General features: G+C 60.3%; 17 protein-coding genes. 1 reads left to right on the top strand and 16 read right to left on the bottom strand.

Going from position 1 to position 22,847, the window contains the following annotated elements; all coding sequences use genetic code 11:
* Positions 1 to 139 precede the first annotated feature (139 nt).
* The 3 genes from G8764_RS09185 to G8764_RS09175 form a co-directional block, all read right to left on the bottom strand.
* Positions 140 to 1,432 (bottom strand): ammonium transporter, encoded by a 1,293-nt coding sequence (locus G8764_RS09185; protein ID WP_166164327.1) that lies wholly within the window; start codon positions 1,430 to 1,432, stop codon positions 140 to 142.
* 523 nt (positions 1,433 to 1,955) lie between these two features.
* Complete coding sequence (locus G8764_RS09180) at positions 1,956 to 4,007, bottom strand: transglutaminase TgpA family protein (protein WP_166164326.1); 2,052 nt, start codon at positions 4,005 to 4,007, stop codon at positions 1,956 to 1,958.
* Positions 4,007 to 5,029 (bottom strand): DUF58 domain-containing protein, encoded by a 1,023-nt coding sequence (locus tag G8764_RS09175; RefSeq protein WP_166164325.1) that lies wholly within the window; start codon positions 5,027 to 5,029, stop codon positions 4,007 to 4,009. The genes G8764_RS09180 and G8764_RS09175 overlap by 1 nt, the downstream gene beginning before the upstream one ends.
* Positions 5,030 to 5,153: 124 nt before the next feature.
* Here G8764_RS09175 and G8764_RS09170 point away from each other — a divergent pair, with 124 nt between their 5' ends.
* Positions 5,154 to 5,726 (top strand): DUF416 family protein, encoded by a 573-nt coding sequence (locus G8764_RS09170; RefSeq protein WP_166164324.1) that lies wholly within the window; start codon positions 5,154 to 5,156, stop codon positions 5,724 to 5,726.
* Positions 5,727 to 5,816: 90 nt separating this feature from the next.
* Here G8764_RS09170 and G8764_RS09165 read toward each other — a convergent pair whose 3' ends face one another.
* The 13 genes from G8764_RS09165 to G8764_RS09105 form a co-directional block, all read right to left on the bottom strand.
* Positions 5,817 to 7,001 (bottom strand): PilT/PilU family type 4a pilus ATPase, encoded by a 1,185-nt coding sequence (locus tag G8764_RS09165; RefSeq protein ID WP_166164323.1) that lies wholly within the window; start codon positions 6,999 to 7,001, stop codon positions 5,817 to 5,819.
* Between the two features lie 177 nt (positions 7,002 to 7,178).
* Positions 7,179 to 8,102 carry an AAA family ATPase gene (locus tag G8764_RS09160; RefSeq protein WP_166164322.1) on the bottom strand — a complete coding sequence of 308 codons (924 nt, stop codon included), beginning with the start codon at positions 8,100 to 8,102 and terminating at the stop codon, positions 7,179 to 7,181.
* A gap of 120 nt (positions 8,103 to 8,222) precedes the next feature.
* Positions 8,223 to 9,419 (bottom strand): O-succinylhomoserine sulfhydrylase, encoded by a 1,197-nt coding sequence (locus G8764_RS09155; protein ID WP_166164321.1) that lies wholly within the window; start codon positions 9,417 to 9,419, stop codon positions 8,223 to 8,225.
* Positions 9,420 to 9,621: 202 nt separating this feature from the next.
* Positions 9,622 to 11,160 carry an amidophosphoribosyltransferase gene (purF, locus tag G8764_RS09150; protein ID WP_166164320.1) on the bottom strand — a complete coding sequence of 513 codons (1,539 nt, stop codon included), beginning with the start codon at positions 11,158 to 11,160 and terminating at the stop codon, positions 9,622 to 9,624.
* 153 nt (positions 11,161 to 11,313) lie between these two features.
* Positions 11,314 to 11,823 carry a CvpA family protein gene (locus G8764_RS09145; RefSeq protein ID WP_166164319.1) on the bottom strand — a complete coding sequence of 170 codons (510 nt, stop codon included), beginning with the start codon at positions 11,821 to 11,823 and terminating at the stop codon, positions 11,314 to 11,316.
* Positions 11,824 to 11,934: 111 nt separating this feature from the next.
* Entirely contained in the window at positions 11,935 to 12,501 is a 567-nt protein-coding gene (locus G8764_RS22930; RefSeq protein WP_166164318.1) for an SPOR domain-containing protein, read from the bottom strand.
* A gap of 3 nt (positions 12,502 to 12,504) precedes the next feature.
* Positions 12,505 to 13,791: a bifunctional tetrahydrofolate synthase/dihydrofolate synthase gene (gene folC, locus G8764_RS09135; protein WP_166164317.1), complete on the bottom strand. Its 1,287-nt coding sequence runs from the start codon at positions 13,789 to 13,791 to the stop codon at positions 12,505 to 12,507.
* Positions 13,792 to 13,923: 132 nt separating this feature from the next.
* Positions 13,924 to 14,811: an acetyl-CoA carboxylase, carboxyltransferase subunit beta gene (accD, locus tag G8764_RS09130; protein ID WP_166164316.1), complete on the bottom strand. Its 888-nt coding sequence runs from the start codon at positions 14,809 to 14,811 to the stop codon at positions 13,924 to 13,926.
* Positions 14,812 to 14,863: 52 nt separating this feature from the next.
* Entirely contained in the window at positions 14,864 to 15,673 is an 810-nt protein-coding gene (trpA, locus tag G8764_RS09125) for a tryptophan synthase subunit alpha (RefSeq protein ID WP_166164315.1), read from the bottom strand.
* A gap of 6 nt (positions 15,674 to 15,679) precedes the next feature.
* Complete coding sequence (gene trpB, locus G8764_RS09120; RefSeq protein WP_166164314.1) at positions 15,680 to 16,906, bottom strand: tryptophan synthase subunit beta; 1,227 nt, start codon at positions 16,904 to 16,906, stop codon at positions 15,680 to 15,682.
* A 13-nt stretch (positions 16,907 to 16,919) separates the two neighbouring features.
* Entirely contained in the window at positions 16,920 to 17,564 is a 645-nt protein-coding gene (locus G8764_RS09115) for a phosphoribosylanthranilate isomerase (RefSeq protein ID WP_166164313.1), read from the bottom strand.
* A gap of 153 nt (positions 17,565 to 17,717) precedes the next feature.
* Positions 17,718 to 18,614, bottom strand: coding sequence for a tRNA pseudouridine(38-40) synthase TruA (gene truA / locus G8764_RS09110; RefSeq protein ID WP_166164518.1), 897 nt, complete (start codon positions 18,612 to 18,614; stop codon positions 17,718 to 17,720).
* 195 nt (positions 18,615 to 18,809) lie between these two features.
* Positions 18,810 to 22,337, bottom strand: a complete 3,528-nt coding sequence (locus G8764_RS09105; protein ID WP_166164312.1) for a FimV/HubP family polar landmark protein — start codon at positions 22,335 to 22,337, stop codon at positions 18,810 to 18,812.
* Positions 22,338 to 22,847: the final 510 nt, after the last annotated feature.

The raw sequence follows: 22,847 nt of genomic DNA, 5'->3' as shown, positions 1-22,847 counted from the left end.
GAGCGTAAAAGACTGGAGCCCGGCGACCTCCGTCATACGTTTTGTGGGCCGTGCCGCCGGACCCGCAACCGCCGACGCCTAAAGCGCCAACTGTGCGGTTGCGTACTGGAGAGCAGGACTTTCGCCTGCTCAAGTAGGCTCAGAACTTGTAACCAGTCTCCTCGTGACTGACCAGGTCGAGGCCGGCGGTTTCGTCTTCCTGGCTGACGCGGATACCGTTAGTGAGCACACCGACAACTTTCAGCACCACCCAGGTAACCACACCGGTATACACCAGGGTTGCCACCACACCAATCAACTGCACCTTGAACTGCCCGCCAATGGAATAGCCGCTGTCGGCGGCAGCGCCAAACCCGCTGAACAAGCCGATGTCCGGAGAAGCGAAAAAGGCCACCAGCAAGCTGCCGAGAATCCCGCCAATGCCGTGCACCGGAAACACATCCAGCGAGTCATCGATTTTCCAGGTGCGTTTGACCAGTTGCGTCATAAAAAAGCAAATGATACCGGCACTGATGCCGATCACCATCGCCCCGGCCGGCCCCACAAACCCGGACGCCGGGGTAATGGTGCCGAGACCGGCAACCATACCGGTCACGATACCCAGCACACTGGGCTTGCCGAACTTGATCTTCTCCATGCACACCCAGGCCAGCGAGCCGGCGGCGGCAGAGATATGGGTAACTGTCATGGCCATGGCCGCATCGCCATTGGCGGCCAGGGCACTACCGGCATTAAAACCGAACCAGCCGACCCAAAGCATGCCAGCACCGGTGATGGTCATGGTCATATTGTGCGGCGGCATAGCCGTGGTGGGGAAACCGCTGCGGTTGCCAATAACGATCGCCGCCACCAGCGCCGCAACACCGGCAGTGATATGCACCACGATACCGCCGGCGAAGTCCATAACCCCCATCTCCGCCAACCAGCCGCCGCCCCAGACCCAGTGACACACCGGGAAATACACCAGCACCAGCCACAAGGCACTGAACAGCAACACCGAGGAAAACTTCATGCGCTCGGCAAAGGCACCCACGATCAAAGCCGGGGTAATGATGGCAAAGGTCATCTGGAACATAAAAAACAGGGATTCGGGGATATCGCCACTAAGAGAGTCGCGCCCCATGCCGCTCATAAACAGCCGGCTCAGATCGCCGACCCAGGCGCCGCCCTCGCCGAAACTCAAACTGTAACCAAACACCAACCACATCAGCGAGGCAATACAGGCAATGGAAAAACACTGCATCAACACCGAGAGAACGTTCTTGGTACGCACCAGGCCGCCATAGAACAGCGACAAGCCGGGCAGGGTCATAAATAACACCAGCGCGGTGGCGGTCAGGATCCAGGCCGTGTTCGCGCCACTCAATTCGTCTCCAGCCCAGGCTACCGACGACAGCCCAGCCAACCCCAATACTGTTAACCACTTTTTCATTCTGTGCACCGTTATTATTTTTACGAAGAAAGATTTCACCTGCAAAGCTTTCCCCGGAAAGGTTCTTTGCAAGAGGGTTACTGCCGGCAAACCGCTGCTGCCGGGCAATTGATCACCCCTGCCCCCAAAAGCCGGATTGCGATAGCAATCAACGGCTTACAAACAGCGCTGTATTGTGCCCAGAGCGCCGCAATTTCTCAAGGAGCGATTGAGCAGCTCTCTTTTTTAAATTCCATCCAAGCCAGGCGTCGTTGAGTCGGCGCAATACCAAGCCTGGCTTCGGGCAGCAGACCTGGCTTCGGGGCTGTCTTTCAAAACCCAAACGTCGTTCAACGCATTACGGCAGGGCTGGCTGCGGGGGCTTGCTTTCAAGACCCTCGACAGCATGGATGCTGTCGTGGAGCCTCCACGGACGGAATTTCGGCGAGTCTTGAAAGCAAGCCCCCGGAGCCAGACCGGGAAAAGAACTGATACCCAAGGGCTGCCAACTACCAACCCGCTATCACCGCAAGCTGACTTATTTTTACAACAAAACCTTCGTTACCAGGCCCGAGCGGCGCAGAGCCCTCTTTAATTCGGCCAGCGCCTGCTTCAGCTGCAACGCCGAAACGGGTCGCTCCTCGTAAAGCATGGCTTCGACACAGGCGGTGACTCGCTCCACCGCCGGCGCCAGGCCGGGCTGCGCCGTCGCCACACGGCGGGCAAATTCCGCCGCGCTCTCCCCCGCTGCCCGCCGTTGCCCATACCGGGCCAGCAGCCTTTCGGCGCGCTGGTAAAAGCGCTGTGCGGCCGAGCGCCGTGGCGGCCGCGACTGCCACCACAGGTGCAGGGTCAGCAGAGCCAGTGCCAGCCCGCCGCCAATCAACACCAGCAGCACGATCTTCAGCGGGCTGGTGCCGCGCAACCAACGCTCCAGCAATTGGCTCTGGCTGTTGCGATCAAAACCCAGCACCGCCCGGTCCCAGCGATACTGGATCGCGTCCCAGTGCAGGCGCAGTTGCGCCACCCACTGAATATGACGATAGCGACCCAGCGAGACCAGGCTTTCAATATCCGCGGCGCGGCTGTCACCGAGACTTTGCCGGACTCGCTCCGGCGCCACCGCCGCAGTGGGATCGACCCGCACCCAGCCGCGCGCCTCCAGCCAGACCTCGGCCCAGGCGTGGGCGTCGTACTGGTGCACCACCACATAGTTTTCCAGTTCATTGAACTCGCCACCCATATAGCCCGCCACCACTCGCGCAGGAATTCCGGCAGCGCGCATCAACACCACGAAACTGCTGGCAAAGTGCTCGCAGAAACCCTCCCGGGTGCGCCACAGAAAGTCATCTACACTGTCGCGGCCCAGCGCCGGTGGCTGCAGCGAATAGACGAATTGGGCGCGAAAATACTGCAGTACCCCCGCAATATACTCATCCGCATCCGGCCACTGCTGGCGCCACTGCCGGGCCTGGGCCAGGGACTGGGGATTGAAACCGGCCGGCAACGCCAGCTCATTGCGCCGGCGCCAGTTGGGTAGAAAGCCGGGTTCCAGCGCGTAATCCAGCGCCGAGTTGACCTGGTAGGCGAGACGCTGGTACACCGGCTCGGCACTCAACAAGCGAAAGTCCCGGGTAAAGCCCAGCGGCAGTGAAGCCGAGGTACGCACATCGGTGGCCAGGCCGAGACTGTAGAGCCAGGGTTGCTGGCTCGGCTCCATAACCACGCGATAGCTCACTGGCCTGCCCCGGGGCTGCGCCAGTCGACGCCAGGGGGCCGGCCGCTCGCTCTGCCAGTTCACCGGGCTGCCATCGCGAAGGTAGTCAAACGCCTCTGCCTGCTGCCAGCGCCGGCCATCAAAGCGGGAAAAGACCAACCCGCGCCAGTAGAGCTCCTCCCGTTCGGGCAGGCCGGCCTGGAAAGTGGCCCGAAACGCAACCCCTCCGGCGCGCGACAAGCGGACAAAATCCCCCGGCGCCATGCTGTCACTGACCCCGGTTGTCGCCGTGTGGCCCGGATTGGGTACCGCCCACAGGGACCCCAGCCGCGGCATCACCAGGAACATCAACAGCATCAGGGGCACACTGTGCAACAGCAATACCGCCGCCAGGCGCAGGGTGCGAAGCGGAAACTGGTGTCCCTGGGGCTGGTGAATCGCCAGCAGCGCCGCCGTATTCACGCAAAAACACAAGAGCCCGAACACACCGGCCAGCAGGGTCTGGGAGAAGAGAAATTGCAGCGCGGTGAGAAAGTAGGTCAGGTAAACGAGGACGATAGCATCGCGCAGCTGGCGCACTTCCAGCTGCTTCAACAGCACCGCGCAGATCAGCAACGCCACCATCGGTTCCATGCCCAGGAAGCGACCGAAAGACAGCACCAGACCGCTGACACAGACAGCAACCAGGGTCATTCGGGTGAGGCCGCCGGGCATCTGCCAGTGGCCGAGAAATTCCAGCAGCCGCCACAGCAACACCCCGCTCCACACCAGCGTCAACCAGATTGGCAACTCCAGCAACAGCGGCGCCATGGCCAGTGTCTGCGCCCCCAGCAGCCACAGTAAACTGTTGCGCGGCAGCAAACGTTGGCGCTCCGCCATCACTCCACCGCCTCTGCCGCAGCCTGCTGCCATCGATACAGGGCCAGGGCGCGCAGCAGTTTCTGCTGCTGTTCCGGACCGAGCTCCGGTGCCAACTCCTGATCCGGCAGGCGCAGCCCCAGCGGCTGGTTGACAGTGCCGAGCTGTAGCACCCAGTAGCACAGGCGCGACAGGCGCGCCTCAGTGCCCAGGCCCTCGAGGGCATCCCAGTCCAGCCACAGGCTCTGCCCCTGGTAGGTGACATACTCCTTACTGTACAAGGCCTGGCCGCGGGCGTACTGTTTCCAGGCGATATGGCGGGTGGGCATGCCGGGGACATAATTCCTGAAACCAAAAAAGTCTTCCGCGCCCTGCTCGGCAATCAAATCCCCCTCCTGCTGCGCCACGGAGGCCAGCGGCAAGTCACCACCGGGCAGGGGTTTCGGGTACACCAGCATGGGCATATCGAACGCCACCCAGCTCCAGCAGCGAATCAAGCCCAGCGGAAAGCTGCTCTGCACCAGCAACCGCGGCGGCGGGCACCAGCCGCGCCGCAGGCCCGGCACATACAGCTTCACGTCCGCCGAGCACTGCTCGATCAGGTCCAGCGTTAACAAGGTCTCGCGCCGGTAGCCCAACTGGATATTTTCCCGGCCCCGGCCGGAAGGCCGCGCCAGGTTCAACTCCAGCTCCGCATTTTCGCCCTGCAAGCAGCTACCCGTATGCACAACTTCCAGGGTCAGGCCGGTCAGGTTAAAAAAGGTGTGGTGGATACAAACCACAAACAGGGACGTCTGCAGAAACGCGGTCGCCAGGATCAAATTGTTTTCGTAGTTGGTTCCCGTCAACCACAGCAGCAGGTTGACAAACAAATAGCCAAAGCCGGCACTGCTGGGGAAGATAAACAGGTTTTTGCGGCTTAAGCGCAGCTGCCGGACTGGCCGCAGGCGACGCAGCATCCAGCGTCGCACCGAATTTCTCAATCGCCGCCATCCGGGTTCCGCCAGGCGGGTTTTCACTGCGAGCTGATCCAACAACGTCACCCCCTACCCCTAACTGTTTGCCCGCCGGCCAAAGCGGGCGCTGGGATTTACCACCCGCCTGTGGCCGCTGCCCCCAAGCCCCCCGAGTTCTGCTACCATACCGGCGTTTTTTCGGGAGAATGCAATGACGACACCATTGGCCGCTCGCCAGCACTGGCAGAACATCGGCTTTATCTGTGGCCTGTGTGAGCGCCACTACCCCAACTTTCAGCTCTACAGCGAGTCACTGGGCGAGCCCCAACAGGGTCAACTCTACCGCAAGATCCTCAACAAGGTGTGGGAATACCTGGCCGGCCAGTTAACCTCCCTGAAAAACCTGGAGAAGTCACTGCCGCAACTGGAGGAGATTACCCCGCAGCCGGGCGACGCAGACAGCTACGGCGTCTACCCCGCGCTGGACGCCTGTCTGCTGCTGACCAGCGCCCTGCAAATGATTCTCGATGACAGCATTGACGACAGCGACACCGCCGCCCACCTGTCGCGCGCCACAGTGGCCCAGTTTATCGCAGTGATATCCGGACAGGAGTCGTTTGATCCGGACACACAACAACACGAACTCTACGACGCGGAACTGCAGATGCAGCAATGGCTGCGCGAGCAAATGACACAACCCGCAGACACTGCCACCATCATCAAGGAGACCCGGCGGGCGCTCAGGCAGCTGGATTGCAGCAACCTCGGCATCACTCTGGAATAAGTGCCCGGCTCATCACTGGCTCGCCCCACTCCGCCGGTGTGGCCAGGACGGCGATTAAAGTGGCAAATAAAGTGCCGACTTGCACGCCGACTAAAACGGCTTGTTGGGCTCCTCTTCCTCGTCTATTTCTTCCAGCGCCAGGGAAAAGCCCTCGCTGGGCTTATCCTCCGGACTGGCGGCAGCCTCTCCCTCCGTCGCCGCGGCGAGGGCTTGGCCTTTGCGATCCAGTTTAATGCGCAAGCGCAGGTTGTTGGCCGAGTCCGCATTTTTCAGGGCCTGCTCCTCGGAGATGCGCCCCTCTTTAAACAGGTGAAACAGCGCCGAGTCGAAGGTTTGCATACCGAGATTTTCGGATTTTTCCATAATCTCCTTGATGCTTTCAAACTCACCGCGAATGATCAGTTCCTCTATGGTCTTGGTACCCAGCAACACTTCCACCGCGGCACAGCGCTTGCCATCCACCGTCGGCACCAGGCGCTGGGAAACAAAGGCGCGCAGGTTCTGCCCCAGCCCCAGCAGCAACTGGGCCCGCCGCTCCTGGGGAAACAGGTTGACGATCCGCTCCAACGCCTGGTTGGCGTTGTTGGCGTGCAGAGTGGAAATCGCCAGGTGGCCGGTCTCGGCAAACGCCAGGGCGTGCTCCATGGTCTCCCGGTCACGAATTTCACCGATCAGGATCACGTCTGGCGCCTGCCGCAGGGTGTTGATCAGGGCGTTGTGAAAGCTGCGCGTATCGACGCCGACTTCGCGCTGGTTGACGATACACTTCTTGTGTTTGTGCACGTATTCAACCGGGTCTTCAATGGTAATAATGTGGCCGCCACTGCTGCTGTTGCGATGATCGATAAGCGCCGCCAGCGAGGTGGACTTGCCGGAACCGGTACCACCGACAAACAGGATCAGCCCGCGCTTGGCCTCCACCACGTCCTTGAGAATCGGCGGCAGCTTGAGGTCATCGAACTTGGGAATTTCGGTGACGATATTGCGCGCCACAATCGAAACGTCATTGCGCTGGCGAAAAATATTGACCCGAAAGCGACCGACTCCCGGCAGCGACATGGCCAGGTTCATTTCCAGCTCATGCTCGAATTTTTCCCGCTGCTCACTGTCCATGATGGCACTGGCAATCTCGGCGATCTGGCCGGGCTTGAGCGACTCCTTGCCCAGCGGTTTAAGCACTCCTTGAAATTTGGCGCACGGCGGCGCCCCTGTGCTCAGATACAAATCCGAACCGTCGTTTTTTGCCAGTATCCGCAAATAATCTTCAATGATCACAACTGCCACTCCATTTGCTGTTCTGGTTTATTAGTTATCGCGTTCTTATCCAAGGCTTTTTACCCGAGGCTCTTTTACACCAAGTAATACATAGGCAAAAAGTCGACATATTTCCATCCCCGCAGCGTTTATTTTTTTAGCTGGATGCCACAGTACAACTCAAGCCAACTGTGCGGCTCAGTGACCGAGCACATCCACCCGATTGAGAACCTGCTCCACCAGCGCGTAGCCACTGCCATCGCTCATATCCGCGGCACTGCGCAAGCGGTGCGCGACCACCGCCGGCATAACCGCCTGTATGTCGTCCGGTAACACATGCCCGCGCCCATGGATCAGGGCCCAGGTGCGGGCGCAGCGCAACAGGGCCAGCGCTCCCCGAGTGGACAGCCCGTGCTCGATTTCCGGCAGGCTGCGGGTACAGTGCACCAGGCGCTGCAAATAGGCCAGCAAGGCATCGCTGGCGTGAACCTCATCGACGCTGGCCTGAATAGCCAACAGTTGCTCGTTAGTGATGGCCGCGGCCAACTGGCCGACTGTGCGAGAAGTGTCGCCGCCCCGGAGAATCGCCAGCTCGGCCGCCGCCGAGGGATAGCCCAATTCGACCCGCATCAGAAATCGGTCCAGCTGGGATTCCGGCAGCGGAAAAGTGCCGGACTGACTGCTCGGATTCTGGGTGGCGATAACAAAGAAGGGTTGCGGTAACTGGCGGGTTTCACCGTCGATGGTGACCTGGTATTCGGCCATGGCTTCCAGCAGCGCACTCTGGGTTTTCGGAGTGGTACGATTGATTTCATCCGCCAGCAGCAATTGGGTAAAAACCGGCCCCGGATGAAAGGTGAAACTGCTAGTGTTGCGCTCAAATACCGACACACCGAGTATGTCGGCAGGCAGCAAGTCACTGGTAAACTGGACCCGCTTGTAGGACAGGCCGAGCACATTGGCGAGAGCGTGGGCCAGGGTGGTCTTGCCCATACCCGGCAGGTCTTCCAGCAACAGGTGCCCGCGCGCCAACAGACAGGTGAGCGCCAGCTTGATTTGCTGCTCCTTGCCCAACACCACCTCGCCGACCCGACGCACCAGGGTATCGACCAACTCATTCATAGGTCTGTACTCGAATCACCGCCGCCGTTGCCCTCACTCGCTTTTCCGTCTTCCTCGAACCGCTTAACTGAAGCATAGTGCAAGAGCGGGCAAGTTGCTGCGGCAAGCTGCGGATGGCTGTTACAGCGCCGCAATTCCGCGGGCCAGGTCGGCCTGGATATCCGCCACATCTTCCAGCCCCACCGCTACCCGGATCAGGTTGTCGGTGATGCCTGCCTGGGCCTTTTCCTCCACTGAGAGTCGACCGTGGGTGGTCGTCCCGGGGTGCACGATGGTGGATTTGCTGTCCCCGAGGTTAGCGGTGAGCGACAACAAGCGGGTGGCATTGATAAAGCGGAACGCCTCTGCCTTGCCACCCTTGACCTGGAACGACATGACCGCGCCAAAACCGCGCTGTTGCTGCGCCGCCACCTGGTGGCCCGGGTGTTGCGGCAGGCCGGCGTAAAACACTTTTTCAATCTGCGGCTGCTGCTGCAACCAGTTGGCGATCGCCATGGAATTTGCGCAGTGCGCATCCATCCGCAGGCGCAAGGTCTCCAGGCCTTTGAGAAATACCCAGGCGTTGAAGGGGCTCATGGAGGGGCCCGCGGTGCGCAGGAAAACCAGCACGTCTTGCAGCAGTTTTTCCGGCCCGACCACCACCCCGCCGACACAGCGCCCCTGGCCGTCCAGGTATTTAGTGGCGGAGTGCACCACGATATCGGCCCCCAGTTGCAGCGGCTTCTGCAATGCTGGCGTGCAGAAGCAGTTGTCCACCACCAGCAAGCAGTTGCTGGCGCGGGAGATTGCCGCCAGGGCGCGCAAGTCCACCACATCGCAGAGCGGATTGGAGGGGGTTTCCAGAAACAACATGCGGGTATTGGCACCAATAGCGCTGCGCCACTCTTCCAGGTCGACCGGATTGACGAAGGTGGTAGTGACCCCGAACTTCAGCATATAGCGGTTGAACAGGGCGGTGGTCGTACCGAACACGCTGCGCGAGCAGACCACGTGATCCCCGGCCTGCAATAACGCCATACAGGTGGAGAGAATGGCCGCCATGCCCGAGGATGTCGCCACCGCCATCTCGCCCCCTTCCAGCGCCGCTATCCGCTCCTCAAACATGCGCACCGTGGGATTGGTGTAGCGGGAGTAGACATTGCCCGGGTCATCCCCGCTGAAGCGCGCCGCCGCGGCCTCGGCGGAGTCAAACACATAGCTGGAGGTAGTGTAGATAGGCTCGCTGTGCTCCCCTTCCGCGGAGCGGGTCTGCCCGGCCCGCACCGCCAGGGTGTCGATACCTGCATTTAGAAACAGGTCTTTTTCTGTATCGGTCATGTCCAGATTCCTTACTGCCGGCCAGCCCTGCCAGTAACAACCGCCCTGCGGCCAGCTCAAAGCAAAAAACGGCAGCCCAGGGCTGCCGCATCGTTATTCCCGCCGCCAGTGCTCGCTGCAGCGACACCAGTGGCGACCCGCCTTTCCAGCGACAGACTGCAACGCCCGCCGGAAAGGTTCGCAAATCAATTAAACCGGCTTCTTATCCCGCTTCTGCAGCGTTGTCATTGTGCAGACCGATCAGGGCATTGGAGCCCCGCTCAATAGCTTTGTCCGACTTGCGCTTGTTGCCATCATTGCGTGCCGAATCCAGTTGATCCAGATAGGCCTGGTCCACATCGCCGGTGACATACTCGCCGGTAAAGACCGAGCAATCAAACTCGGTGACATTCTCGTTGCCCTCGCTGGAGGCGGCAATCAAATCTTCCAGGCTCTGGTAGACCAGCCAATCGGCACCGATTTCCGCGCACACCTCTTCCACCGTGCGCCCGTGGGCGATCAATTCCCTGGCGCTGGGCATGTCGATACCGTAAACATTTGGATAGCGCACCGGCGGCGCCGCCGAGGCAAAGTACACCTTGTTGGCACCGGCTTCCCGCGCCATCTGGATAATTTGCTGGCAGGTGGTGCCGCGGACGATAGAGTCGTCCACCAACATCACGTTCTTGCCTTCAAATTCGAGCCGAATCGGGTTCAGCTTTTGGCGCACTGATTTTTTTCGCTGTTGCTGGCCGGGCATAATAAAGGTGCGGCCGATATAGCGATTTTTCACCAGCCCCTCGCGGAACTTGACCCCCAGCGAATGGGCCAGAGCCTGGCCGGCAACCCGGCTGCTGTCGGGAATGGGAATGACCACATCGATATCGTGATCCGGCCTTTGCTCCAGAATGGTGGCCGCCAATCGCTCGCCCTGGCGCAGGCGCGACTTATACACCGAGATACCGTCCATCAGGGAATCGGGACGGGCAAAGTAGACGTGCTCGAAAATACAGGGGGTGAGCTTTGCCACCTCACTGCACTGCTTGGTGTGCAATTCACCCTCGGTGGTGATGTAGACGGCCTCCCCTGGCTGCACGTCGCGGATCAGTTCGTAACCCACCACGTCGAAAGCCACACTTTCCGATGCCACCATATACTCGGTGCCCTGGGGGGTTTCACGCTTGCCGAACACCAGCGGCCGAATGCCGTTTGGGTCGCGAAACGCCAGCAAGCCATAGCCAGCGACCAGCGCTACGCAGGCGTAGCCGCCTCGAATTCGTTTCTCCATGGCCCCGATGGCGCTGAAAAAATCCTCGGCGGTGGGCTTTAGCTTGTTGATTTTCAACAGTTCCTGCGCGAGCACGTTAAGCAGGACTTCAGAGTCGGAATCGGTATTGAGATGGCGCAAGTCAGCCCGGTAGAGATCGTCGCTGACCTGTTCCGTATTGGTCAGGTTGCCGTTGTGGGCCAGGGCGATGCCGTAGGGGGAGTTGACGTAGAAGGGCTGTGCCAGCGCCGGGCCGGAACTGCCGGCGGTGGGGTAGCGCACGTGGCCAATACCCACCTGCCCCACCAGCCGCTGCATATGGCGGGTGCGAAACACGTCGCGCACCAGCCCGTTGGATTTCTGCTGCGCAAATTTATTGCCGTGACAGGTCAGGATACCGGCCGCATCCTGGCCCCGATGCTGCAGCATGGTAAGCGCATCGTAAAGCTGCAAATTGACGTTACCTTTCCCGACGACTCCGACAATGCCACACATATAGGTCTTTCCTCAAAACTCGAGTAAATCTTTGGTTACGAGTATATCTTTGGTTAGTAGCCGCCTACTGCGACGCCTACTGTTTGTGGCACAGCGACATGCCTGCACGAATATGGATCCCGCCCAAAGGCCGGTGTCGCGACAGGCACTTACTCAACCAGAGCCGGACTGGAACAGGGCTGCGACCCCGCTTGTCAGTTGGCTCCAGGTGGAACTGGCCCAACCCTCCATGGCAACAAAGTGCGGGATGACCTGGGACTGCTGCCACCAGGAGTCCTGCTGCACCGGTATTATCATAGGTACCAGCAATACCAGCGCCAGCACAACTGCACCGCCTCGCGCCAGCCCAAACACCATACCCAACAAGCGGTCAGTGCCGGACAGCCCGGTAATTCGAATCAACTCGCCGATCAGGTAGTTTACCAAAGCCCCGACAATAAGGGTTGCAATAAACAACCCGGCAAAGGCGACCAGGTGACGCACCGATGCGGTGTCGATCAGGTTACCGAGCAGCGTGGCCAGGGATTTGTGGAAAGTCCAGGCGATCAGAAAGGCCGCGATCCAGCAGAGCAGCGACATTGCCTCTTTTACCAGGCCCCGCTTTAACCCGATCAGGCAGGAAATAGCGAGAATTCCGATGATAATCCAATCTGCCCAGTTCATGAGTCCACGCTATTCAGGTCGGTGCCCGTTTCGAAGGGCGGCATTTTAACAAAGATGACGCACATGTCACGGCCAACAATGCAAAAAAACGCCGGCGCGACGCCAACCGGGTCAGGGGGCAAAGCGCACCACCATCGTTTGCAACTGCAACTCCCGGTCCAGCTCCTGCTTTAACTGCTCCGCCTTGTGGCGATCAATTTTGGGCCCGACGTAGACCCGGGTCAGGTTGCCGCTGCCAGCCCGGGAAAAGGCCGGGTGTCCGGCATCCAGCAGCTTGTCGCGCAGGGCCGTCGCTCGCTCCGGCTCGCTAAAACTGGCAACTTGCACGGCCCAGGCCTTGGCGACCCCTTTGCTGTCGAGGATATCCCGGTCCGGTGTCCGCACCGGGGCTGGTGCAGCCGCTGCGCCCGGCGCCTCATCCCGGACCGCCGCCGGCCCCTCTGTCGCCCCGGCGGGGCTCAAGCTGTACATCTGCTCGGGCGGTGGCGCCGACTCTATCTCCGGGACCGGCTCCGGCTCCGCGATGACCACGCTGCCCACCTCTGGCGCCGGCGGTATTTGAGTGGTGCGGTCGACTTTATTGCGATAGTCCGACTCGAATAAAACCGGCACAAAGATAACCCCCAGTGCCAACAACACAAAGGCGCCGATCAATCGCTGTTTTAGCCCTTCATCCACAACCTACACCTTTACCGGCGAACCAGATTCAAAAAACGACTGCGCCGCGGCCACGGTAAAAAATGACCCCATCACCAGCACTCGATCACCCCTCTCCACCGTCGCCAGAAGACTCTGCAAGCCCGCTTCGACACTGGGGTGAGTCTGGCCATGCCCGCCTGTTTGCTGCAGCGTCGCCAGCAAGTCCGTGGCACTGGCCGCCCGGGCCACACCGGGCAGGTCGCACACATGCCAGCCATCCACCTGGGGTAATAGTACCTCAAATATGCCGCGCTGGTCCTTATCGGCCATTATCGCGCACAGGCACCAGGTTCGCCCCGCCCCGCCAGTGGCAGCCAATTGCTGCGCCTGGTAACCGGCAGCGGCCGGGTTATGGGCCACATCGAGAATAAAACTGACGCCATCGCGCTCGATAACCTGGGAGCGGCCGGGCAGCGTGACGCCAGCCAGTACTGCCCCCAGCTCCGGGCCAGGGCGGTAACCCAACAACACATAGGCCTGCAGTGCCGCCGCCACGCTGGCCAGCGGCAGCCCGCTGCGCGGCAAGTCCGCCAGTTGCAAGGGACTGCCGCTGTCATCTATTCCGCGCCAGGTCCAGCGCTCCGCGCTGCCACCGCCATCGATCTGCATCCCGGCACCCATCGCCAGCCAGCGGGCGCCCAATTGCTTCGCTGTCGCCTCTACCGAGCCGGGCGCCTGCTGGTCGGCACAAATGGCCCAGCGCCCGGGCCGGTAGATACCGGCTTTTTCGCGGCCGATCTGCTGCAGGTCCGACCCCAACCAGTCCTGGTGGTCGAGGGCGATCGAGGTTACCACCGCGATATCCGCATCCAGTATATTGACTGCATCCAGCCGCCCCCCTAACCCCACTTCCAGCAACATCACCTCGACCCGCTGCCGGCGAAACAGGTCCAGCGCCGCCAGGGCACCGAACTCAAAGTAGGTCAGGGAGATGTCACCGCGAGCGCTATCGATACGCTGGAAAGATTCGCAGATCAGGCTATCGCTGAGTTCCTGGCCATCGACCCGCAGGCGCTCGTTGTAGCGATGGAAATGGGGCGAGGTAAAGGCTCCCACGCTCACCCCTCGCGCCACCAGCAGCGCCTCCAGGGTCGCCACGCAGGAGCCCTTGCCATTGGTGCCGGCTACAGTGACGATTTTGGCCGCGGGCTGTAACAGCTGCATTTTGGCCGCTACCGCCCGCACCCGGTCGAGGCCGAGATCAATAGCCCTGCTGTGCAATCCCTCTTGCCAGTTGAGCCAATCTTGCAGGTTGTTAAATCTGGTCATACATGGGGTCTGATCACAAGGGCCAGCGGGGAACTCCCCGGGCAGAAAAACAAAAGCCCCGGGCGAGGGGCTAAATCAAGGGCCTTCACAGCCAAGTCGCAACTCGCGCTGCCCCACCAGCGACAGCACCGCTCAGGCCGCCGGCTGCTCGGCGGGCTGCTCGGCCGGCCGCTCAGTAAATTTCGCCAACAGAGCCCCGACCCGCTCCCGCATCTGGTGACGCGGAATAATCATATCGATGGCACCGTGATCGAGCAGGAACTCCGCCCGCTGGAACCCCTTCGGTAACTTCTGGCGAATGGTCTGCTCAATAATATTGGGGCCGGCAAACCCGGCCCGGGCACCGGGTTCGGCGGCATTGATGTCGCCCAACAGCGCCAGGCTGGCGGACACGCCGCCATACACCGGATCGGTCATAACTGAAATATACGGGGTACCCTGCTGCTTCAGGCGCTCGATCACGGCGCTGGTTTTGGCCATCTGCATCAGCGATATCAGCGCCTCCTGCATGCGCGCGCCGCCGGTGGCGGAGAAACAGACCAGGGGAATGTCTTCCTCCAGGGCAAGCTGGGCGGCACGGGTAAATTTCTCCCCCACCGCGTAACCCATGGAGCCACCGTGGAAATTGAATTCAAAAGCCACCGCCACCACCGGCATGCCCTTCAGCTCGCCCTTAAAGGCCACCAGGGCGTCTTTCTCACCGGTGCTTTTCTGGGCTTCGCTGAGGCGGTCTTTATACTTTTTGATGTCCTTGAATTTGAGGTGATCAACGGGCTCGATATCGGTGCCAAGCTCGGTGCGATTGTCCTCGTCGAGAAACACATCCAGGCGGCGACGAGCGCCAATGCGCATGTGGTGATCGCACTTGGGGCAGACATCCAGGTTTTTTTCCAGCTCCGGCCGGTAGAGTACCGCTGCACATTTGACGCACTTCTTCCAGAGCCCCTCGGGAACCTTGCTCTGGCCTCTCTCGCGCTGCGACTTCTTCACGTTGGGGACAATCTTATTGATCCAGCTCATAATTCACCTGTCTCAGTCTGTGGTGTCTGCCTTGTCGCCATCCAGCCGCAATTTACAGCTCATCGAGCCCTTGGCGGATAGGCTTGATCAATTCGGCCACGGCGGCGGCGATTTGCGCGGCACCCTGCCCCTGCATTGACCCCATCTTATCCACCAGCACACTGCCGACCACGGCACCGTCGGCCGACCTGGCAATGGCCTTGGCGGTGGCAGCGTCTTTAATACCGAAACCCACACAAATTGGCAAGTCAGTCAGCTGGCGCAACTGCGCCACCTTTTGCTCGACCGCACCGATATCCAGGTGCCCGGCCCCGGTGACTCCTTTCAGCGACACGTAGTAGAGAAAGCCACCGGCCAGTCGAACAATGCTGGTTGCTCGAGCCTGGCTGGTAGTTGGCGCCAACAGGAAAATGTTTTCCATGTTCGCTTTTTTCAACTCACTGTGCAGCGCCCCGGCCTCTTCCGGCGGCAGGTCCACCGTCAGCAAGCCATCCACACCGGCGGCGCTGGCACTGCTGGCAAATGCCTCGTACCCCATTCGCTCCACCGGATTGGTGTACCCCATCAGCACCACCGGAGTAGCCTGGTCAACGGCGCGAAACTGCCTCACCACCTCTATGGTCGCGCGCAGAGAGACCTTGTGCTCCAGCGCCCGCTCGTGACCGCGGGCAATCACTGGCCCCTCAGCCATGGGATCGGAGAAAGGCACTCCCAGTTCAATAATATCTGCGCCGGCCGCTACCATGGCGTGCATGGTCTCCAGGGTCACTTCTGGCGCAGGGTCGCCATTGACGATATACACCACCAGGGCCTTGCGTCCTTGCTGGCGCAATTGCGCCAGGCGCTCATTCAATCGATTCATTTACTTCTACACCTCAATCCCGTCGAGTTGCGCGACGGTTAAAATATCCTTGTCACCCCGTCCGGACAGGTTGACGATAATGACCTCTTCCGGGTCCATGGTGGCCGCCAGCTTGGCTGCATAGGCCAGGGCGTGACTGGATTCCAGCGCCGGCATAATACCTTCAACCCGGGTCAGGGTGCGAAATGCCGCCATCGCCTCGTCGTCGTTGATGGCCACGTATTTGACCCGGCCTATATCTTTTAACCAGGCGTGTTCAGGACCGACGCCCGGGTAGTCGAGGCCGGCAGACACAGAGTGGGTTTCAATAATCTGGCCGTCTTCATCTTCCATCAGGTAGGTGCGATTGCCGTGCAACACACCCGGCACACCATCGTTCAGTGGCGCCGCGTGCTCACCGGTCTCGACCCCGTGGCCACCGGCCTCCACCCCGTAGATCTTGACGCTGTCGTCCGCCAGGAACGGGTGAAACAGTCCGATGGCATTGGAACCGCCACCGACGCAGGCGACCAGGGCGTCCGGCAGTTTGCCGGTCATATCAAGGCATTGTTGGCGCGCTTCGCGCCCGATCACACACTGGAAATCCCGCACCAGCAGCGGGTACGGATGGGGACCTGCCACGGTGCCAATGATATAGAAGGTGTCATCGACGTTGGTCACCCAGTCGCGCATGGCTTCATTCATGGCATCCTTGAGGGTGCGCGAACCTGAGGTCACCGAGTGCACCGTGGCACCCAGCAGCTTCATGCGGTAGACATTCAGCGACTGGCGCTTGACGTCTTCAGCGCCCATAAAGACTTCACACTTCAAACCCAGCCGCGCTGCCACAGTGGCCGAGGCGACCCCGTGCTGGCCGGCGCCGGTTTCGGCGATAATGCGGGACTTGCCACTGTGCTTGGCCAGCAGGGCCTGGCCGATGGTGTTATTGACCTTGTGAGCGCCGGTGTGGTTCAGGTCTTCCCGCTTCAGGAAAATCCGCGCGCCCCCCACCTGCTTGCTCCAGCGCTCGGCGTAATACAGCGGCGACGGCCGGCCTACGTAGTGCGCCAGATCGTAGTCAAATTCGCGCCGGAATTCCGGATCATCTTTGAGGCGATTGTACATTTGCTCCAGCTCGTCGAGAGCCGGCATCAGGGTTTCAGATACAAAGCGTCCACCATAAGGGCCAAAGTGGCCGTTCTTATCGGGGTACTGGGAATAATCCACAGCCGCACTTTCGGTTGTTTTACTCACTGGTTATCTCCGCTCAGAGTTTTCCCGTCTTGGCACGACGTACAAACGTCGCTACTTTATCAAAATCTTTCCGGCCCGGCTGCGCCTCGACCCCGCCGCTCACATCCACACCGTAGACATCGGTCTGCTCCAGGGCCGCCAGCACGTTGTCCGGGTTCAAACCGCCAGCCAGGACAATATTGCGCTGGCTGCGCCGGGGCACCCGCTGCCAGTCAAACGTCTCGCCGGTGCCGCCCGGCACCCCCTTGCGGTAGGCATCCAGCAGGATACCAACCGCACCGGGGTAGCGCTCAATGGCGGCGTCGACGTCCAGCCCCGGCTTCATGCGCAGGGCCTTCAGGTAGGGGCGACCAAAGCTGCGGCAATAGTCCTCGCTCTCGCCGCCATGAAATTGCAACACCTGCAGCGGTACGGTTTGCAAGATCGACTCAACCGCCGCAACTTCAGCGTCCACAAACAGCCCTACCACAGTGACAAACGGCCCCACCGCGCAGGCAATACGCTGCGCAGTTTGCGCGTCAACCCAACGGGGACTGGGCGGATAAAACACCAGGCCGATGGCATCGGCACCCGCCTGCACCGCCTGCAGGGCGTCCTGCACGCTGGTAATACCGCAAATTTTCACCCGCGTGCTGAAGTCAGTAGAAGAGGAGGACATAGCTGACAGAGTTCACCTTGCAACGAGGACCACGACACTGCACTGGCCCATTGCCACAGCAGTTGCAGGCGCCGAATACTACCAGAGTTACGTTGAAAATGCTGTAGAGGGATCAATTGCGCCGCTCTTTTGCTGGCGCTGCCAGCAATCGGGTCAGGCGCCGCTAAAGCCGCCCAGCGGCTCACTGAAAAACACCGGGCCGGGCACGCAGTCCGGCAATTGAAATTCGCCGGGATAGGCCACCGCGACCAGGTGCAGGCCATTGGGTTTGGCCGTTACCCCGGCGAGGCGGCGATCCCTGGCCTGCAGCACCTGCTGCACCCAGGCCGGTGGCTGCTCGCCCCTGCCCACAGCCAGTAGGACCCCGACCATATTGCGCACCATATGGTGCAAAAATGCGTTGGCCTGCACTTCGATCACCAGCAGCTCACCGCGGCGGGCAATATGCAGGTAGTGCACCCGCCGCACCGGGCTGCGCGCCTGGCACTGGGAAGCCCGAAAGGAGCTAAAGTCGTGCTCTCCCACCAGCGCGACCGCGGCATCTTGCATTGCCTCGAGCGCCAGCGGCTCCCGCACCCAGGTCAGCTGCTCACAGGCCAGCGCCGGCCGGGCGGGGGTATTGCTGATCACATAGCGATAGGTCCGCTGGCGCGCGCTGAAGCGCGCGTGAAACGATGGCGGCACTGGCGTCGCCCACTTGACACTGACACTGTCCGGCAGCAGGGCATTGACCCCGCGGGTCCAGGCCTTGAGCGGCCGCTGCGCCAGGGTATCGAAGTGAATAATTTGATTGGTGCCGTGTACCCCGGCATCGGTGCGCCCGGCGCAGACCAGGGTAATGGGTTCGGCAGCGACACTGGACAAGGCTTTTTCCAGACTCTGCTGGACCGTATCGACGCCGCTGGCCTGGCGCTGGAAGCCGTGAAAATGCGCGCCGTTATACTCGACACACAGCGCCACCCGGTGCATGCCCGCCGGAAAGGCCGACGGTTCCAGAATCTCGGCGTTGCGGGTATAGGGTTTTTGCACCGGCGGGTAAGTGTTGGACATAGAAAGGGGTTTCAAAAATCATATTCCGGCGGCCGGGTCGATCCCGCGCCGTCGAAGAATAACCTGGCCTGCCAGGGGTTTTGGCAGTACCCGGCGCTGTTAACTTCGCGGGTAGTTTACAATTAGCCGCTGCGAGGCGGGCCGCTGTGGGATGTCAGCGCCCGCCACCGGATCAACCGGCACGGACGCCGGGCATCATCCCAGCCTGGACATCAACTCCTGTGCCTGTTGACGCTGCTGCTCATCGCCCTCTTCGGCCACTTCGTCGAGAATGTCTTTGGCGCCCTCGTGATCCCCCATATCAATATAGGCCCGAGCCAAATCCAGCTTGGTGGCGGTCTCATCGGTATCGGCGAGAAAATCAAAATCATCCTCTTCAGCCGCGTCTTCCTCGCCGGACAACACATCTTCAGGCGAGGGCAAATCCGCCAGCGCGGCCGAGAAGAGCTCGTCATCCGAGGGCTCCGGTGCTGCCTCTGCCGGTGTCGCCGCACTGGCCTCTTCTGCTGCGGCTAACTCAGCACCGAACTCCGCGGCAACGTCTTCCGGGGCAACATCACCTTCCGGGGCAACATCGTCTTCCAGGTCGGAAAAGCCCTCGAGCTCCAGCTCCTCGTCCAGCGCGGCAAATGCGTCGTCGGTCAACTCCGCCTCGTCCTGTGCCTCTCGGACAATCGCCTCCCGGTCAAGCGCGTCCCGGTCAGGAGTCTCTCCAACAAGCTCATCCCCGGCCAGTTCGGCAAAAGGGTCATCAGTGGTGAGTTCAGTGGCCGGTGCGGACTCATCGGCTTCAGCCAGCCCTGACAGCGCACCCAGCTCTTCATCCAGGGCAGCCAGGTCAATGTCATCCACTTCTGCCTGCAAGTCGAAATCGCTGTCCGCTTCGATTTCCGGCTCTGCGGGCTCTTGCACTGACTGCAATTCATCATTCAGGTCAGAAGAAGCCAGGTCACCGCCGCCCTCAAGGCTTTCAAAATCCAGCTCAAAGCCGGCTTCATCATCGCCTGCATCGAACTCCGGCTTCTCATCCGACGCCCCGGCGAAATCCTCAAGGTCGGTTGCACCCTCGCCCGCCTCCGCCACTGCCTCCTGCTCGCCGAGACTGAAATCCAGGTCCTCGCTATCCAGGCCTTCACCATCCTGGACTTCACCGTCAACGACGAAATCGAGACCAATTTCCTCGGCATCCAGGTCAAACTTGTCATTACTGGCGGCTAATTCATTGGTACTGACAGCCGCTGAACCCTCTTCCCCTGTGTCGAGATCATCCAGGGTAAAATCAAAATCGAGATCATCTTCTGTGGCACCCTTTTGCGCGGCGTCATCCAGCGCCAGGCTGTCCAATTCGCCGTCGTCCAGCGCCGCCAGTGCATCCTCTTCATCCAGTTCGAGGTCGAAATCGAAATCTGCAATTTCCTGCTCGAGGGCATTCTCGTCGAGAACCTTATCTTCAAGAGAAAAGTCTTCAAGAGAACTGTCTTCAGGAGTAATGTCGTCGAGAACATTGTCTCCAAGAACATTGTCTCCAAGAACATTGTCTCCAAGGACATTGTCTCCAAGATCACTGTCATCGAGAAGACTGTCGTCGAGAGATGTGTCGTTGAGAAAATCGTCGTCCAGCGCCAGGTCCGGAAAGGATTCCTCTTGTAAATCTGCGCCAAAGTTGTCATCAGCCTTGCCAAAGTCGTCATCAGCGACGTCAAAGCCTACCTGCTCTGTAGCGGCCGACGCGGCTGCTGCAGCCCCCTCTTTCGGTGTATCGGTGGCGCTGCTCCAGTCGGCTATATCCAGATCGACTTCATTCACGTCAACTTCATCAAGGTCGACTTCATCAAGGTCGACTTCATCAAGGTCAACGTCCGGCTCGGCCAGGTCTTCCGCGCCTAAATCAACAGCGCCGAGCCCTGCAGCACCAGCCTCTGCCAATGGCGGCACATCTTCAAAGTGCATGCGCAAGTCATCAGCGCGGGCAATTGATGACTCATCCCCGGTAACCGATATCTGTGCGTACTGCTCATCGAACGCCGGCAGGTCATTGGCCTCGGCAAACACTTCCATCAGCTTCAGGCGGGCAACAGTATTGTCCGGATCGACCTCCAAAGCCTTCATCAACATGGCTTTGGCCTGGTCCAGTTTGCCATAAGCGATGTAAATATCCGCTTCACCTACCACATCGTCCGTCTGCGGTTCGGCGGCTACAGGTTTCTGCGGCTCAGCCTCTGCCAATCCCAATTCATCGGCCAGTAACTCTTCGTCATCATCGTCGGGCAAGTCGACATCCAACAGGTCCTCTTCCCCGCCAGCGACCGCCACACCTGCCACCGGCGCGGCCGCAGCCATTGCCAGCTCCGGCTCCTCTTCCTCCTCACGACGACGCAGAAGCATCAGCACCGCTGCCAGCACCGCCACCAGGGCACCGCCGAGATACAGAATGTTGTCGGTGATAAAATCGAACCACGACCGGCCCTGGCCGGATGCGCCAGCAGCGGTGGCGGAAGCGGCGTCAACTCGTGCCGGTGCTGCGGCAGGCTTCGTGTCCGGGGCGGTTGCAGCTGTGCCAGCCAGTGGCGCGGCTGCCTGCTGATTGCCCTGTTCGCTCTGCAGTTGCAGCGCCCGCAATTCGCGACTGGACACCTCGACCAGCCGCTCCATGGTTTTAATCTGCTCTTCAAGGGCGCGCACGCGACTCTGCAGGTCGGAGTTTTCCCGCTTGGCCCGATCCAGCTCTTCCAGTGATACCGCCAGGTCTTTCTGCAACAGCGCACCGCTGCCGCCCGCTTGCCCACTGCCACTGCCCTGGGGCAAATTGCCGCTGGGCGTGTCTGTCGCCACCTTGACCCGACCTTCAATGGCCGCTGTCGGTGCCGGTGCCGGCTTGCTGCGGCCAGTGGCATCCAGCTGCGCTGCCGCAGGCTGCTCCGGCTGCTCGCCGGCCCATTGATTGTTTTGGAAGGCAACTTCGTTGAGGGCCTGTTGCTGGGAGTACTGATCAATATCCGCGGCGCGAGGAATTCGCAACACCTGCCCGCGGCGCAGCATATTGATATTGCCGTTGATAAACGCCTCGGGGTTAAGCCGCTGCAAGGCAAGCATGGTCTTGTGCACCGAGTACTGGCGACTCGGCCTGACTTTTAACGCGATATCCCAGAGCGTGTCTGTGGCTGATACCGGGCCATAGACATCGCCGGCGCCACTGGCCGCAGATGAACTGGAGGCAGATGAGCTGACGGCGCGAGATGGCGCTGGCGCCGGTCGGCTGCTGCCCTGAGCTGACCGCGGGGAGGTGGTGGTGGCGCTTTGAACAGGCTGCGGACGCTGATCGGCAAAAACCGGCAAGTCCAGCAAGACGGTGTATTCGCGCAGAATGCGACCGTTTGGCCACTGACTCTCCAGCAAAAAATTCAGATAGGGTTCGCGTACCGGATTGCGAGTTGTGACCCGAATCACCGGGCCTGTGGGCGCATCGAGGCGCACACTGAACTTCAAATCGGTGAGCAGGAACAGGCGGTCTATGCCGGCGCGCTGAAACTCATCTTTGGAAGCGAGACTGACAAGGATTTCGTTTTCGCTGAGATCCCTCACCTGCAACAACTTTATTTCTGCTTCCAGCGGCTGATTCAAGTTGGACAATAACTTGATTTCACCCAATCCCAGGGCATTGGTCACGCTTGTGCTGAAAGCACTTGCCAGACCTACCGCTAATGCCAGCCTACGGAGACGCATAAATCTTCCTTTTTTGCATGTTGCATGTTTGGGCACTCACGCACCAATCAATTTTTACTAAACACTTTCCTGTTAATAAACAGTGTCGTGCTAAACATTGTCCTGCTAACCATTGTCCTGCTAAACATTGTCCTGCTAAACATTGTCCTGCTAAACATTGTCCTGCTAAACATTGTCCTGCTGGACATTGCCTCACTGGCATAGTCCCTGCTGGCACAACCTCGCTCGACACTGCCGGACGGGGCATTGTCCCGCTAAGCATTGTCCCGCTAAGCATTGTCCCACTGAGCATTGCCTGGCTGAAACCCCGGGGAAGCGAAATTGCGGGAGTACGCACCGACCACTGCCAGCCCGAGGCCCCCGTTGACCGCCAGGGCGCGGCCAAAGCTTACGCACTTTTTCACTAATCCTCGTAAGTATTCATTATAAATAGAGTTTTATCAATAAAGCCGCCAGCTCCGGCCTGCCTGGGCAACCGGGCTTAACCGATCGTATGCTGCAGTGCACAAC

The organism is Pseudomaricurvus alcaniphilus, assembly GCF_011440395.1.
Lineage (GTDB): Bacteria > Pseudomonadota > Gammaproteobacteria > Pseudomonadales > Cellvibrionaceae > Pseudomaricurvus > Pseudomaricurvus alcaniphilus.
Note: the sequence above shows the minus strand (reverse complement) of the source record. Positions and strands in the feature narration are given on the sequence as shown.

What these genes read in the sequence shown, in the direction of transcription:
- G8764_RS09185 (WP_166164327.1), bottom strand. Translation starts at nt 1,432, where the DNA reads ATGAAAAAGTGGTTAACAGTATTGGGGTTGGCTGGGCTGTCGTCGGTA.
- G8764_RS09180 (WP_166164326.1), bottom strand. Translation starts at nt 4,007, where the DNA reads ATGGCGGAGCGCCAACGTTTGCTGCCGCGCAACAGTTTACTGTGGCTG.
- G8764_RS09170 (WP_166164324.1), top strand. Translation starts at nt 5,154, where the DNA reads ATGACGACACCATTGGCCGCTCGCCAGCACTGGCAGAACATCGGCTTT.
- G8764_RS09160 (WP_166164322.1), bottom strand. Translation starts at nt 8,102, where the DNA reads ATGAATGAGTTGGTCGATACCCTGGTGCGTCGGGTCGGCGAGGTGGTG.
- G8764_RS09155 (WP_166164321.1), bottom strand. Translation starts at nt 9,419, where the DNA reads ATGACCGATACAGAAAAAGACCTGTTTCTAAATGCAGGTATCGACACC.
- purF (WP_166164320.1), bottom strand. Translation starts at nt 11,160, where the DNA reads ATGTGTGGCATTGTCGGAGTCGTCGGGAAAGGTAACGTCAATTTGCAG.
- G8764_RS09145 (WP_166164319.1), bottom strand. Translation starts at nt 11,823, where the DNA reads ATGAACTGGGCAGATTGGATTATCATCGGAATTCTCGCTATTTCCTGC.
- folC (WP_166164317.1), bottom strand. Translation starts at nt 13,791, where the DNA reads ATGACCAGATTTAACAACCTGCAAGATTGGCTCAACTGGCAAGAGGGA.
- accD (WP_166164316.1), bottom strand. Translation starts at nt 14,811, where the DNA reads ATGAGCTGGATCAATAAGATTGTCCCCAACGTGAAGAAGTCGCAGCGC.
- trpA (WP_166164315.1), bottom strand. Translation starts at nt 15,673, where the DNA reads ATGAATCGATTGAATGAGCGCCTGGCGCAATTGCGCCAGCAAGGACGC.
- G8764_RS09115 (WP_166164313.1), bottom strand. Translation starts at nt 17,564, where the DNA reads ATGTCCTCCTCTTCTACTGACTTCAGCACGCGGGTGAAAATTTGCGGT.
- truA (WP_166164518.1), bottom strand. Translation starts at nt 18,614, where the DNA reads ATGTCCAACACTTACCCGCCGGTGCAAAAACCCTATACCCGCAACGCC.
- G8764_RS09105 (WP_166164312.1), bottom strand. Translation starts at nt 22,337, where the DNA reads ATGCGTCTCCGTAGGCTGGCATTAGCGGTAGGTCTGGCAAGTGCTTTC.